Annotated in this window: 14 protein-coding genes and 1 pseudogene; 9 read left to right on the top strand and 6 right to left on the bottom strand. The window is 59.0% G+C overall.

Annotated elements, in window-relative coordinates; translation table 11 throughout:
* Nucleotides 1-259 precede the first annotated feature (259 nt).
* The 3 genes from KGB20_RS15580 (at nucleotide 260) to nhaB (ending at nucleotide 3,683) form a co-directional block, all read left to right on the top strand.
* Entirely contained in the window at nucleotides 260-526 is a 267-nt protein-coding gene (locus KGB20_RS15580; RefSeq protein ID WP_150815212.1) for a hypothetical protein, read from the top strand.
* Nucleotides 527-812: 286 nt separating this feature from the next.
* Nucleotides 813-2,102, top strand: coding sequence for a hypothetical protein (locus tag KGB20_RS15575; protein WP_154909109.1), 1,290 nt, complete (start codon nucleotides 813-815; stop codon nucleotides 2,100-2,102).
* A gap of 78 nt (nucleotides 2,103-2,180) precedes the next feature.
* Complete coding sequence (gene nhaB, locus KGB20_RS15570; RefSeq protein ID WP_154946475.1) at nucleotides 2,181-3,683, top strand: sodium/proton antiporter NhaB; 1,503 nt, start codon at nucleotides 2,181-2,183, stop codon at nucleotides 3,681-3,683.
* Nucleotides 3,684-3,854: 171 nt separating this feature from the next.
* Here the strand turns inward: nhaB and zwf are convergent, their stop codons facing one another.
* Nucleotides 3,855-5,378 (bottom strand): glucose-6-phosphate dehydrogenase, encoded by a 1,524-nt coding sequence (zwf, locus tag KGB20_RS15565; RefSeq protein WP_154946476.1) that lies wholly within the window; start codon nucleotides 5,376-5,378, stop codon nucleotides 3,855-3,857.
* Nucleotides 5,375-6,355, bottom strand: a complete 981-nt coding sequence (gene gnd / locus KGB20_RS15560) for a phosphogluconate dehydrogenase (NAD(+)-dependent, decarboxylating) (protein ID WP_090455366.1) — start codon at nucleotides 6,353-6,355, stop codon at nucleotides 5,375-5,377. Before gnd ends, zwf begins: the two co-directional genes overlap by 4 nt.
* A gap of 271 nt (nucleotides 6,356-6,626) precedes the next feature.
* Between gnd and KGB20_RS15555 the strand changes: the two genes are divergently transcribed.
* The 3 genes from KGB20_RS15555 (at nucleotide 6,627) to KGB20_RS15545 (ending at nucleotide 9,123) form a co-directional block, all read left to right on the top strand.
* A complete protein-coding gene (locus KGB20_RS15555; protein ID WP_090455368.1) occupies nucleotides 6,627-6,809 on the top strand; it encodes a DUF6026 family protein in 183 nt (60 codons plus the stop codon).
* A 199-nt stretch (nucleotides 6,810-7,008) separates the two neighbouring features.
* Nucleotides 7,009-8,745, top strand: a complete 1,737-nt coding sequence (locus tag KGB20_RS15550) for a phosphoethanolamine transferase CptA (protein ID WP_154946478.1) — start codon at nucleotides 7,009-7,011, stop codon at nucleotides 8,743-8,745.
* A gap of 168 nt (nucleotides 8,746-8,913) precedes the next feature.
* Nucleotides 8,914-9,123, top strand: coding sequence for a hypothetical protein (locus KGB20_RS15545; protein ID WP_057714728.1), 210 nt, complete (start codon nucleotides 8,914-8,916; stop codon nucleotides 9,121-9,123).
* 77 nt (nucleotides 9,124-9,200) lie between these two features.
* On the opposite strand, the gene KGB20_RS15540 is transcribed toward KGB20_RS15545, so the two are convergent.
* From KGB20_RS15540 to zapE, 3 genes are all read right to left on the bottom strand, one after another.
* Nucleotides 9,201-9,692: a GNAT family N-acetyltransferase gene (locus KGB20_RS15540; protein ID WP_154909111.1), complete on the bottom strand. Its 492-nt coding sequence runs from the start codon at nucleotides 9,690-9,692 to the stop codon at nucleotides 9,201-9,203.
* A 115-nt stretch (nucleotides 9,693-9,807) separates the two neighbouring features.
* Nucleotides 9,808-10,389, bottom strand: coding sequence for a DinB family protein (locus tag KGB20_RS15535; RefSeq protein ID WP_154909112.1), 582 nt, complete (start codon nucleotides 10,387-10,389; stop codon nucleotides 9,808-9,810).
* A gap of 26 nt (nucleotides 10,390-10,415) precedes the next feature.
* On the bottom strand, nucleotides 10,416-11,534 hold the full coding sequence (gene zapE / locus KGB20_RS15530) for a cell division protein ZapE (protein ID WP_102670460.1): 1,119 nt from the start codon (nucleotides 11,532-11,534) through the stop codon (nucleotides 10,416-10,418).
* A gap of 159 nt (nucleotides 11,535-11,693) precedes the next feature.
* On the opposite strand from zapE, the gene KGB20_RS15525 reads away from it, so the two are divergent.
* Entirely contained in the window at nucleotides 11,694-12,746 is a 1,053-nt protein-coding gene (locus tag KGB20_RS15525) for an aldo/keto reductase (RefSeq protein WP_154946479.1), read from the top strand.
* 116 nt (nucleotides 12,747-12,862) lie between these two features.
* Here the strand turns inward: KGB20_RS15525 and KGB20_RS15515 are convergent.
* A pseudogene (locus tag KGB20_RS15515) lies at nucleotides 12,863-13,076 on the bottom strand (arginase family protein); the annotation flags it as partial.
* Nucleotides 13,077-13,302: 226 nt separating this feature from the next.
* Between KGB20_RS15515 and KGB20_RS15510 the strand changes: the two are divergent.
* Nucleotides 13,303-13,572 carry a hypothetical protein gene (locus KGB20_RS15510; RefSeq protein ID WP_154946480.1) on the top strand — a complete coding sequence of 90 codons (270 nt, stop codon included), beginning with the start codon at nucleotides 13,303-13,305 and terminating at the stop codon, nucleotides 13,570-13,572.
* Between the two features lie 81 nt (nucleotides 13,573-13,653).
* The gene (locus KGB20_RS15505; RefSeq protein ID WP_154946481.1) at nucleotides 13,654-14,193 is read left to right on the top strand and encodes a dihydrofolate reductase family protein; all 540 of its coding nucleotides are present in this window, start codon (nucleotides 13,654-13,656) and stop codon (nucleotides 14,191-14,193) included.
* The last annotated feature ends 32 nt before the right edge of the window (nucleotides 14,194-14,225 follow it).

Raw genomic sequence — 14,225 nt, 5'->3', positions numbered from 1 at the left:
ACAGGGCCTTGTACTGTTTGACTATAGGGATGTCACAAAACCAGTTATAAGTTGCGAATATGTTAGTTACCTAACGACTCTTTCCTTTCATTCAGCTTTCAATATCAGGCTCTTCCTTGAATCTGTGAAATAAAGTGGAATTTTCTTTTGATTGTGTGTGACCCGAACCCCGGTTGCGGGCATCAGTACAAGTAACCAGCTGAACGGTAAGCCCAACCGTCGGCCTATCACTTGATTGGGCATACAGAGAGAAGACCCTATGAACGCCCCGCTCCGTATCAACGAAGCACTTCTGATTGCCGACCGCGCATTTAAACCATTCAAATGCGTGGCCTGGGCCCCACAAGACGGCAATGGCGAACTCAGCCTGACCGTTATCGACCGCACCAGCACCAGCATTGGCCGCAAGCAGATCCCAAGCAGCGCCTATTCCGATCCAGCGCAACTCGAACGGCTGCTGGAACAGGCTCGCGCCGAACTGAGCGAGGAAGGTTACACTCTGCAGTCGTGGTCGATGCCGCACTAATCGTTTTGCGGATTACTCCGGGGTAATCCGCGCCCTTTTCCTGTCTTTAGTTCGCAGTTTTTTCTGGCCGCGCACACTACGTGACACTGTTTAATTCGAACTTCACATACGCCTGATACTTTGCAGGCTCGCCATTGGTTCGAAAAGACACTGTTGTGGCACACAGCGACCCTCCGTTTGTTAGTTCTTACCGTTGTGCATCCCTTCATTCAGGGATTGAATAATCTCCCTATCAAGTCGCCACCCAAACTTCTGGATCAGGACGACTCGCAAGGAGATGCGGTGCATGTCAAGCCAGTCCGCTTTTGCCTACTCCGCTACCCGGACCAACGCCGGGGCCCTCGATATGACGTTTGCCGCCAACGGCAAAACCCAGGTCTATTTCGCCGACAGCCTTTTCAGCCTGGCCAATGACGTTGCGATCGATGCGCAAGGTCGCTTGCTGGTAGCTGCAAAAGTCGGCATGGCCGATGGCATCCGCTTTGGCCTGGCCCGCTTGCTGGCGGATGGTTGCGCAGACCTGACGTTCGGCAAACAAGGCAGTGTCATCGGGCAATTCGAACCGGGGTTCGAAGCCATGGGCACCAAGGTCCTGATCCTGCCCGACGGCAACATCCTGTTGGCTGGCCTGCAATACGTAAACGCGCACCGCACGCTCCCGGCCCTGGCATTGCTGGATCAGGATGGCCGCCTGGTGCAAGGTTTTGGCGATAATGGCCACCGTGTCGTGCGATTACCTGGCGATCTGTCCCTGGGCATGCGCGATATCCGGCTGCCTCTCGGTGTGCCGGGCGCAGAAGCCTGCGATGTGGCCATACAGCAAGACGGCCGGATCCTGATCCTGGCCAACCATCACTACGAACTGGCCGATCACGTCGGCATGCTGATACGCCTGGATGTCGAAGGCTCGCTGGACTGCTCGTTCAACGACCGCGGCTTCGTGATGGTCAGGCACCTGCTGATGAATACCTGGCTCAGCAGCCTGACGGTACAACGTGATGGCCGAATCCTGGTCGGTGGATCGATCAATTTTCCCGAAGAAGGCTTGCTGGCACGCTATCACCCGGACGGGCGCCTCGACGACCGATTTGCCGTGGATGGATTCATGACCTTCAAGGCCCAAGGGCATGGCGCCCGGGTCTGTCGGGTGGTCCAGCAAAACGAAGGCGAAATCCTGTGTTTTGGCAGCAGTCGCGAGCCGATGCACTGCCTGACATTTAAAATGCACAGCAACGGCCGCCCCGACAGTCATTGCAACGGAGGACATCCGCAGCGGCGGGAAATCGGTTACAGCGGATGCCAGTGGACCGCCGCGCAGTTACAGCCTGATGGCAGTGTGCTCACGGCGGGCGCCACCATCGGCGGCGTCGAAGCAGACTTCATTCTCGGGCGATACCTGCCCAACGGCCTTCCCGATCGCCGTTTTGGCAAAGGCAGCGGCTATACACGTACGCGCCTGGGCCCCAGCCTGGATACCGCCACCTGTGTCGCCGCGCACGCCGATGGAAACATTGTAGTGGGAGGCTATTCGCTGCACGGAAACTACAAGGCGGTCATCGCTCGTTTCCAAGGATAAACACCGGCATTTTTCCTGCGCTTGATCTTCTCGTGCGCTTGCGGCAACTTGCGCGCTTCTCAAGACAAGGAGCAGCCGATGTCCGGTTCAATGGCCCAGGCGTTCGCGCACAACTTTCTCGGGCACTCGCCCCGTTGGTACAAGGCCTGCATCGTCGGCTTTCTCATCCTCAATGCCCTGGTGCTTTGGACCGCAGGCCCGGTGGCTGCCGGCTGGCTACTGGTGCTGGAGTTCATCTTCACCCTGGCCATGGCACTCAAATGCTATCCGCTGATGCCCGGCGGGCTGCTGTTGATTGAAGCCCTGCTGCTGAAGATGACCACGCCCCAGGCGCTGTACGACGAGTTGTTGCACAACTTCCCGGTGATCCTGCTGCTGATGTTCATGGTGGCCGGTATCTATTTCATGAAGGACCTGTTGCTTTACCTGTTCTCGCGCCTGCTGCTCGGGGTCCGCTCCAAAGCCTTGCTGTCCCTGATGTTCTGCTTTCTTTCGGCCTTTCTGTCGGCGTTCCTCGATGCCTTGACTGTGACCGCCGTGATCATCAGTGCCGCCGTAGGTTTTTACTCGGTGTATCACCGCGTCGCCTCGGGCAACGATCCGCGCCAGGACAGCGAGTTCAGCGACGACCAACATCTGCCCACCCTGCATCACGGTGATCTGGAACAGTTCCGCGCGTTCCTGCGCAGCCTGCTGATGCACGGCGCCGTGGGCACCGCGCTGGGCGGTGTCTGTACGCTGGTCGGTGAACCGCAGAACCTGCTGATCGGCCATGAAATGGGCTGGCACTTCGCTGAGTTCTTTACCCGGGTTGCGCCGGTATCCCTGCCGGTACTGGTTGCCGGGCTGGTAACCTGCGTCCTGCTGGAAAAGCTGCGCTGGTTCGGATACGGCACGCTGCTGCCGGATAACGTTCGTGCGGTGCTGGCCAACTACGCCGCCGAAGACAATGCCGAGCGCACCACGCGCCAAGGTGCAGCGCTACTGGTGCAAGGCTTTGCCGCATTGATTCTGATTGCCGGGCTGGCGTTCCACATCGCCGAAGTGGGTTTGATCGGTTTGATGGTGATCGTGTTGATTACCGCCTTTACCGGCATCACCGACGAACACCGCCTGGGCACAGCGTTCAAGGACGCCATGCCGTTCACCTCATTGTTGGTGGTGTTTTTCGCCGTGGTCGCGGTGATTCACGACCAGCAACTGTTCGCCCCACTGATCCACTGGGTGCTGACGCTCCCGGCAGACCAACAACCGGGCATGCTGTTCATTGCCAACGGCCTGCTGTCCGCCATCAGCGACAACGTGTTCGTGGCAACCATTTACATCACCGAAGTGAAGCGCGCGTTCATGGCGGGTGAGATGACCCGTGAGCACTTCGATACCCTGGCGATTGCGATCAATACCGGTACCAACCTGCCGAGCGTGGCGACGCCCAACGGTCAGGCGGCGTTTCTGTTCCTGCTGACCTCGGCGATTGCACCGCTGGTGCGTCTGTCGTACGGGCGGATGGTCTGGATGGCGCTGCCGTACACCGTGGTGATGGGGACATTGGGCTGGTATGCGGTGAGTTACTGGCTCTGACACCGCCGAGCCTTTGTGGCGAGGGGGCTTGCCCCCGTTGGCTGCGCAGCAGCCCCAAAACCTACTACTACGCTGTAGCAGGTACACCGAGTGATGAAATGGCGACTGCTTCGCAGCCGAACGGGGGCAAGCCCCCTCGCCACAAAAGCTCGCTCCCACTGGAGATAGGTGTTATCCGAGGCGGTGCCAGACGCGACCGTCACGGGTGAGCAGTTCTTCGCCGGCCTTGGGGCCGTTTTCCCCGGCAGCGTAGCTCTGCACGCTGGAATCCTGCTGCCAGGCATCCAGGAACGGCTGCACGGCGCGCCAGCCGTTTTCGATGTTATCGGCACGCTGGAACAGCGTCTGGTCACCCGTCAGGCAATCGTAGATCAGGGTTTCGTAGCCGGTGGACGGCTGCATCTCGAAGAAGTCCTTGTAGGCGAACCCCAGCTCGATGTTGTCCATTTTCAAGGCCTGGCCGGGACGCTTGGCCAGCAGGTCGAACCACATGCCTTCGTTCGGCTGGATCTGAATGCGCAAATAGGTCGGCTGCAGCTCATCGACCTCGGTATCGCGGAACTGCGCATAGGGCGCCGGCTTGAAACAGATCACGATCTCGGTGTCACGCACACTCATGCGCTTGCCTGTTCGTAGATAGAACGGCACACCGACCCATCGCCAGTTATCGATCATGACCTTGAGGGCCACATAGGTTTCGGTATTGCTGTCGGGTGCGACGTTGTTTTCCTGGCGATAGCCCGGCAGTGCCTTGCCGTCGATCTCACCGGAGGTGTATTGGCCGCGCACCGAATTGGCGCGGGCTTCCTCCACCGTCCAGGGCCTGATCGCACCAACGACCTTGGCTTTCTCGCCGCGCACCGCATCGGCGCCGAACGCGGCGGGCGGTTCCATCGCCACCATCGCCAGCAACTGGAACAGGTGATTGGGCACCATGTCCCGCAGCGCGCCGGTGTGCTCATAGAAACTGCCACGGGTTTCCACGCCCACGGTTTCGGCGGCGGTGATCTGCACGTGGTCGATGTAGTGATTGTTCCAGAACGCTTCGAACAGGCTGTTGGAGAACCGGCTGACCAGGATGTTCTGTACGGTCTCCTTGCCCAGGTAATGGTCGATGCGGTAGATCTGCTTTTCCGTCATCACCTTGAGCAGGCAAGCGTTCAAGGCTTCGGCCGTATGCAGGTCGGAACCGAAGGGTTTTTCGATCACCACCCTTCTGAAAGCCTCGGGGGTTTCTTCCAGCAAGCCGGCCGAGCCAAGACGGCGCACCACTTCACTGAAGAAACGCGGCGCGGTGGCCAGATAGAACACCGCATTGCCAGTACCGCTGTCGGCGATTTTTGCCGCCAGCGCTTGATAAGTGCTGTCGTCCAGGAAATCGCCCTGGACGTAGCTGATGCCTTTGGCGAGTTTGGCCCACAGCGCCGGGTCAAGGGCTTGATCGCCCTTGCCGGTCCTGGTGGCCACCTCGTTGCGGATGAAGTCTTCGAGTTTTTTCGCGAAGCCTTCATCGCTGATGGCGTTGTGGTCAACGCCGATGATCCGCAGTCCATTCCCGAGTAAACCGTCACGGCTGAGATTGTACAGCGCCGGCATCAGCAGGCGCTTGACCAGATCGCCGTGGGCGCCGAACAGGAACAGCGTGGTCGGCGGCGCGGGTTCAGCCTTGGATTTCCTGCGGATCGCGTGGGTCATTTTTTCGAGGTCTCCACATGGCCGCCGAAGCCGAAGCGCTGGGCCGAGAGAATCTTGTCGCCAAAGGTGCCTTGCCCACGGGAACGGTAGCGGGAGAACAGCGAGTTCGACAGCACCGGCACCGGCACCGCTTGTTCCATGGCAGCTTCGATAGTCCATTGACCTTCACCGCTGTCGGCCACGGACCCGGAGAAACCGTCGAGTTTCGGATCGCTGGCCAGGGCGTCGGCAGTCAGGTCCAGCAACCACGAGGACACCACGCTGCCACGACGCCACACTTCGGCGATATCGGCGACGTTCAGGTCGAAACGCTGGTCTTGCGGCAGGTTCTCGCTGTTTTTGGTCTTGAGGATGTCGAAGCCTTCTGCGAACGCCTGCATCATTCCGTATTCGATGCCGTTGTGGATCATCTTCACGAAGTGCCCGGAACCGGCCGGACCTGCATGAATGTAACCACGCTCGGCACGATCGTCGTCGGACTTGCGGTCCTTGGTGCGCGGGATGTCGCCCAGGCCAGGGGCCAGGGTTGCGAACAGCGGGTCGAGGCGCTTAACAGTCTCGGCATCGCCGCCGATCATCATGCAGTAACCGCGCTCCAGGCCCCAGACACCGCCGGAGGTACCGACGTCGATGTAGTGCAGGCCTTTTTCCGACAGGGTCTTCGCCCGGCGGATATCGTCTTTATAGAAGGTGTTGCCGCCGTCGATGATGGTATCGCCGGCGTCGAGCAAGGTGCTCAGGGTGTCGATGGTTTCTTCGGTCGGCGCGCCAGCTGGCAGCATGACCCAGACCGCACGCGGCCTGGCCAGGCCGGCGACCAGCGCCGGCAGATCGGTGACGCCCGTGGAGCCCTCTGTAGCCAAGGCTTCGACAAAGGCGGTATTGCGATCGTAAACAACGGTGGTGTGCCCGTTGAGCATCAGGCGCCGCGCAATATTGCCGCCCATGCGGCCCAGTCCAATAATCCCGAGTTGCATGTGCTGATGCTCCCTACTACAAATTAAGTGTGTCAAAGGTTATAGCCCAACGCGACTCATGAGGTTAGTCCAGAGCGTTGGCACGAAGTTTCCGGGCATTGTGCCCGATCCTGATGGATAACGTCGGGAATCAAACCGAAGACACAACGACCATGAAAAATAAAAAAGTTCCCTTCTGGGGCAAAAGAAATCAAAATTGGCGCCGATAGTAGGTCAGCCCCGGATTTCGAGGCGTACCTACAGTTGAGACACGCCATTTGCGAGGTGAGCAATGGGCACAGTACATACCGCACTGCCAGCACAAACCCTTTACGTCACAATCCGTCGCGATGAATTGCGCCAGTTGAAAGACGAACGCGATCAGTTGAAGCAGGAACTGGCACAATTGCGGCTGCTGCTGCAAACCAATCAAGTGCAGCCCCTGGCTGTGGTGCAACACGCCCCACTCGCCTGACCCCCCCTCTTTGAAGCGGGAGCGGTCTGCACTGCTTCCGCACCGGCTCACGCCCTGCCGCCCCTGGCAACTCACAAAATTTTCACAATTGTTACACGACAATTACTCGTTTAGGTCGCCCGATTCCGCGCGGCCCTCGTTCGTCGTCCGTGATATCCAAGTCCCGGCGGTGGTAGTGAACTCTCGGCTGGAGCGCTGAATGTCTTTGTTTAAACGCAGCAACACGACTGCGGCAGGTTTTGATTGGGCCGGATTTGTCTGGCTGTTTGTATTCTTCTGGTACTTTTCCGGCATCACCCAACTACTCATCCAGTTGACTGGCACCTCCGGCTTTAGCGGATTCCGCCAGGCCTTCGTCATGAGCGCCTTCTGGCTGGCGCCGATGTTGCTGTTCCCCCGGCAAACCCGCGTCATGGCTGCCGTGATCGGCGTCGTACTGTGGGCGTGCTCCATGGCGAGCCTGGGTTACTTCTTCATTTATCAGCAGGAGTTTTCCCAGAGCGTCATCTTCATCATGTTTGAGTCGAACGTGGCTGAAGCCGGCGAGTACATGACCCAGTACTTTGCCTGGTGGATGGTGCCGGCGTTCCTGGCACACACCGCTTTTTCCTGGTTCCTGTGGACACGCCTGCGCCCGGTGTACCTGCCCCGTGGCAAGGCAATCGTGGCCGCGGTGGCCATTGTCGTGGCGGTAGTCGGTTATCCGCTGATCAAGCAAACCTCACGCACCGGCAGTTTCGCCGAAGGCTTCGACAAGTTCGAAACCCGCATCGAGCCGGCGGTGCCATGGCAAATGGCCGTGGCCTATCACCGCTACCTGGAAACCCTGGCCGGCATGCAGGACATGCTCAATAACGCCAGCAAGATTCCACCGCTGCACAACCTGAAGGACGCAATGGCCAACACGCCTGCGACTCTGGTGCTGGTGATTGGTGAGTCCACCAACCGTCAGCGCATGAGCCTGTACGGCTACCCCCGGGCAACCACGCCGGAACTGGACAAGCTCAAGGATCAACTGGACGTTTTCGACAACGTCATTACGCCGCGCCCCTACACCATTGAGGCGCTGCAGCAGGTCCTGACCTTCGCGGACGAAGAAAACCCCGACCTGTACCTGTCGACGCCATCGCTGGTCAGCATGATGAAACAGGCAGGTTACAAGACCTTCTGGATCACCAACCAGCAGACCATGACCAAACGCAACACCATGCTCACGACCTTTTCCGAACAGGCCGATGAACAGGTGTATCTGAACAACAACCGCAACCAGAACGCCGCCCAGTACGATGGCGACGTGATCGAGCCTTTCAACAAGGCCCTGGCCGACGGGGCACCACGCAAACTCATCGTCGTGCATTTGCTCGGCACGCACATGAGCTACCAGTACCGTTACCCGTCGACCTTCGACAGGTTCCAGGACCGTGAGGGCGTGCCTGCCGGCATTCGCGATGACCAGTTGCCGACGTACAACAGCTACGACAATGCCGTGCTGTACAACGACTTCGTGGTGTCCAGCCTGATCAAGGACTACGCCAGGACCGATCCGAACGGCTTCCTGCTGTACCTGTCCGACCATGGCGAAGACGTGTTCGATTCCGTGGGCCACAGCACCTTGGGGCGCAACGAGAACAAGCCGACAGCACCGATGTACACCATTCCGTTCATGGCCTGGGCATCGCCAAAATGGCGCGCAACCCATGACTGGAACCTCGCGGGTGATCTCTCGCGCCCTTACAGCAGCTCGCACCTGATTCACACCTGGGCCGACCTGGCGGGCCTGAGCTTCGACGAACTCGATCGCAGCAAAAGCCTGGTCAGTGACAGCTTCAAGGCCCGGCCATTGATGATCGGCAACCCGTATGAGCGTCAGCAGCGTGCGCTGATCGACTTCAGCTTGATGAAGCCCAAAACGCCACCGACTGTCGTTCAGCAGTAATCCTTTCAGGGGCCGGTTCCGGCCCCTTTTTCATGCTCCCGTTGCAGCCATGCAGGTCGTTGGTGAAGTTGATTCCCAATTAACCGAATCGGCGGATAATGCCATTTCGACACTGCTTCATTGATTCATGGACGAAAGGCATCCGACATCTGTAGTGGGAGGCAAACCATGAAACGCACCGCAATGATTCTCGCCGGCCTGATGGCCTTGGGCTCAACCAGTGCTTTTGCCGAAGGTGGAGCCGAACGCATGCGCTATTACTACGAAAGCCTGCGACTGGCCCAGCAAGAAGCCCTGGGCCACCCCATCCAAAGCATTGAACTGCGGGTTCCGGACGATCAAACCGCACAAATGACTGAAACCTACAGACCGAAATGATCCAAGGCCGTCTGATTACAGTTCTAGGTAGAAGACTGTCGGGCGTCCTGATGGACGCCCTTTTTTTGCCTGATGAATCAGAGGTTCTTGGTCCAGAACAGCATCCGTCCATGGGCCGGGTCGAACATGCCGGCGGCGAAACCGGCTTTTTCATAGGAACCCTGGGCCACGGCATTGCCTTCCAGCACCTCCAGGGTGAGCTTGCAGCAGCCACGCTGACGGGCGATGTCTTCGACCTTTTGCAGCATCTTCTGGCTCAAGCCCAGGCCGCGAAACTTTTTCACCACCGACACATCATGCACATTGACCAGCGGCCGGCAGGCAAACGTCGAGAACCCCTCGAAGCAATTGACCAGCCCGGCCGGCTCGCCACCGACAAAAGCCAGCACACTGAAGGCGTGGGGGCGCCGGGCAAGTTCGGCCGGGAGCTGCTCCAGTACATTGGCCGGCAACGGCTGGCCGCCCCCCATCGGGTCCTCGGCGTAGTGGTTCAGCACCAGGCAAATAGCCTCGGCATGCACCGGATTGGTGTAACTGGCCTGAAGCACAAGAATTTCTGCGGAGTCCATTTCCATCCTCGATCACACATGAAGTAGCCCCCAGCATGTACTCACGCTGAAGTGCCCGCAGACCATAGCGCGAGCAACGTGCCAACGACAATCGCAACCGAGAAAATCTTTGGCCTCAAGCGCCCCAGATCAAGGCTTCCGTCCACCCCAGTTCGGCAAAATCCTCGGCCCGCAAGTGCGACTCACCGGCGCAGAAAAACTCGTCGAGTTGCGGTGGCTGGACCGAGGTGCCGCTGAGCATGGCGTGAATCTGGCCGCGGTGATGGATCTGGTGTTCAAACAAATGGGACAGCAGGCGCAAGCGACTGTCGTGTTGTGGGGTGTCGCGGGCGATGGTCACGATTTTGCCCAGGTCGGCGTCGCGCATCTGCTCGCAGTAGGCGATCAGCCGGCGGTCGACGTGGGCCTGTTCGCCAACCAGGTCCGTTGCCACGAGGCAGGGTTCGTCCTCCTTGAAAAACACCCGGCAATCGGGATGCGGGTCGTCGCCGCGCAGTTCGCGCTCCAGGGCGTCCACATAAAACCAGTCACAGGTGAGGATGTGGTTGAGGGTGGCGCGAATCGAGGGGAAGAAGCTGACCCGGGATGCGCTCAGTTCCTGCGGGCTCAACTGACGCCAGGCCTTGGCCAGTCGGTGATTGGCCCAGGCGTTCTGATAGGCCATGGTCAGCAAATGGTGTGACAGGGGCTGATTCATGTTCGCTGCTCCCGATCAAATCCCGATCAAACTTCGGCAAACCGCTGCAGTTGCATTTCCTGCAATCGACTGAGGGTGCGGCGGAACGGAAATTCCAGATAACCCTCGGTGTAAAGCGATGCCATTGGCACTTGCGCTTCAAGGTACAGCGGCACCTTGCGGTCGTAGCACTCGTCCACCAGGGCAATGAACCGTCGCACACCATCGTCATGCACCGACAACTGCGGCAACTCGCGATCTCCCGCCTCCACCCGCTCGACACCGTCCTCGGTGCCGCGGGCAATGCGCCCTGCGCGCTTCTGTGCGCTGAGGTTGGGCACGTCACTCAACAGGATAGCGCCGTAGGTATCGCACAGGGCGATGAAATCCATGGCCGCGAAGGGTTGCTCGCACAGCGCGGCGTAACGGGTCCAGAGCACCGTCGGGCTGGCCTTGACCACCTCAAGGGAACGGTGACCGACCTTGACCGGCTCGCTCGATACTGACTGGCCGACGCTCAACAACTGGAACACTTCACCCAGCGCGCAGGGGTTACCGGGCTCGGCCACCCAATAACGTTGCAAACCGGCCCCCGGATGCAGGCGATGGTCTTCCCCGCCATCCACCGCAATCACCTGCATGTGCTGCTTGATCGCCGCGATGGCTGGCATGAAACGGTCGCGATTGAAGCCGTCGGCGTACAACTGGTCCGGCGGCAGATTGGACGTGCAGACCACCACCACGCCCTGTTCGAACATCACCTGGAACAGGCGCCCGAGAATGATCGCGTCGCCGATGTCATTGACGAACAGTTCGTCGAAACACAGCACGCGAACCTCTTCAGCCAATTCACGGGCCAACGCCTTGAGCGGATCGGCAGTGCCGGTCAGTTGAAACGAGCGTTGGTGCACCCAGCCCATGAAGTGGTGAAAGTGCTGGCGCCGCGCCGGTACTCGCAGGCTTTGGTAGAACTGGTCCATCAACCAGGTCTTGCCCCGCCCCACCGGCCCCCACAGGTACACACCGGAAATGGGCGCGCGGTCTGCGTGCAACGCTTCGTGGCATTTTTGCAGCGCCCACACCGCATGTTCCTGGGCCTCGTCCTGGACGAAGCCCTTTTGTTCGATGGCATGCTGCCAGGCGCTTAAGGGGGAATCGATAGTCATGGGCGGCAGTATGCCATTGCCCATGGATAACGCGACCGGTGATCGGCAGTTTTGTGCAGACAGGAAAAGCACCTTGACGCTTTAAATTACCAGCATCATATTAAATAGATGCTTTAGATAATCTATTAAACCTTGTCGCCATCCCTCTGGAGTCATCCCATGCATTACAAAGTTTTCGGTCGTAAAACCGGCTTGCGTGTTTCCGAACTGGCGCTGGGCGCGGGTAATTTCGGTACCGGTTGGGGCCATGGCGCCGAGCGTGACGAAGCCAGACGGATTTTTGATGGTTATCTGGAAGCCGGTGGCAATTTCATCGATACCGCCAATGGCTATCAGGGCGGGCAGTCCGAGGCCATGCTCAGCGAATTCATCGCCGCAGAACGGGATCGCCTGGTCATCGCCACCAAATACACCCTCGGGACTACACCGGCAGCCGGCATTTCCCACACTGGCAACAGCCGCAAGAACATGGTGCGCGCCGTCGAAGAAAGCCTGAAACGGCTGAAGACCGAGCATATCGACCTGTTCTGGGCGCACATGAGCGACGGCGTCACGCCCATGGAAGAGATCCTGCGCGGCTTCGACGATCTGGTCAGTGCCGGCAAGATTCATTACGCCGGTCTGTCGAACTTCCCCGCCTGGCGCATCGCCCGCGCGGACCTGCTGGCCGAGGTACGCGGTTTTGCCCCGATTGCCGCGATCCAGGTCGAGTACAGCCTCGCCGAACGCACCGCCGAGCGTGAACAATTGCCGATGGCCGAAGCCCTGGGCCTGGCCGCGACCTTGTGGTCGCCGCTGGGTGGCGGCTTCCTGACTGGCAAATATCGCAACAGTGAGGGCGACAATCGCGCGAACAAACTCGGCGTGCTGATCCACGCCGAAAAAAGCGCCCGCGAAACCGCCCTGCTCGACACCTTGATCGATGTCGCCGCAGAACTGGACGTCAGCCCGACCCACGTGGCCATCGCCTGGCTACGGGAAAAAGCCAGACGCTCGACCACGGCGCTGATTCCGATCCTCGGCTCCCGGACCCGTGAGCAGCTGGATACCACGTTGGGCGCGCTGAATGTGCAGTTGAGCAGCGAACAACTGGCACGACTGGACGGCGTCAGTGACGTGGACAAAGGCGTGCCGCACGAATCCATTTCCGGTTCGTTCGCGCGGTTCAGCGGTGGTCAGATCCTCGACCTGCCAATCGTTCCAGTGGCCTGACACAAATCAAAACTGTGGGAGCGGGCTTGCTCGCGAAGGCGTCGTGTCAGTCGACATTGGTATTGAATGACACACCGCTTTCGCGAGCAAGCCCGCTCCCACAGAGGGATTGCGTTTTACTTATCGACCTTATGTTTTGCCGCATACAGGCACAACATCTCCATCGCCAGCGTCGCCGCCGCCAGTGAGGTGATCTCCGCGCTGTCATAGGCCGGTGCCACTTCCACCACGTCCATGCCCACCAGGTTGATCCCGCGCAGTCCGCCGAGAATCTCGAGCGACTGCACAGTGTTCAGGCCGCCGCACCAGTGTTCCGGTACCCGGGGCGAATATCACAACGCTGAATCCTTTTGCCATTACGAGTTCATTTGCCCTGGTGGGGCTGGACCTGGAGATCCCGGAAATACTGGAGAACATCAACCTGCAGGACAGTGAGATCATTGTCGATGTAGGGGGTGGTTCAGGGCATTTGCTGTTGCACATGCTGGACAAGTGGCCAGAAAGCTAAGGCATACTCTTCGATTTACCCGGCGCGGCAAAAATCGCGCAGGAACAAATGCACAAGATTGGAAAAGCTGGCTGCGTCGAAATCGTCGTCGGGGAATTCTTCAAGAGCATGCCGGACAGTGCGCTGCTGGTTGTAGTGGACCTGGTGATTGACCAGGGTGAAAGTGCCCAGCCCAATCCCACGGGCACAATGATGGATCTTTACATGCTGTCCTTGTTCGGTATCGCCGGTGGCAAGGAGCGCAACGAGGTTGAATTCAGAACCCTCATTGAAAACAGCGTGGGAACGGCATTACCTTCGCCTACCCGAAATAAATGATCACCATCGCCTCTCGCCACTTTCCAGAGGGGCTCTCTATTTACGGGTCATTTCCCAACTGCATGATTACAAGGAAAACACATGTCGACGCTGGTCTATTACGTAGCTGCCACCCTGGATGGTTATATTGCCACTCAACAACACAAACTCGATTGGCTGGAGAACTTTGCGCTGGGGGATGACGCAACGGCCTATGATGATTTTTATCAGACGGTCGGAGCGGTGGTCATGGGGTCGCAGACCTATGACTGGATCATGTCGAACGCTCCCGATGAGTGGCCCTACCAGGATGTACCCGCCTTTGTCATGAGCAACCGGAATCGGTCAGCCCCCGCCAATCTGGATATCACCTTCGTACGCGGTGATGCCGGGGCCATCGCGGCCGCGGCCAAGCAAGCGGCCAAGGGCAAGAATGTCTGGCTGGTCGGTGGCGGCAAAACGGCAGCCTGTTTTGCCGACGCCGGGGAATTGCAGCAGCTGTTCATCACCACCATTCCGATCTTTCTGGGCTCCGGCGTTCCCGTACTGCCCGTTGACCGCGCGCTTGAAGTCGTTTCAAGAAAACAGCGTACGCTGCAGAGCGGTGCCATGGAATGCGTCCTGGACGTGAAAGCGGATTAACACCCCACTTTATCCAGGGTATCGACCTCTCC

The sequence above is a fragment of the Pseudomonas sp. BF-R-30 genome (genome assembly GCF_019956175.1).
GTDB classification, from domain to species: Bacteria; Pseudomonadota; Gammaproteobacteria; order Pseudomonadales; family Pseudomonadaceae; genus Aquipseudomonas; species Aquipseudomonas jessenii.
Note: the sequence above shows the minus strand (reverse complement) of the source record. Positions and strands in the feature narration are given on the sequence as shown.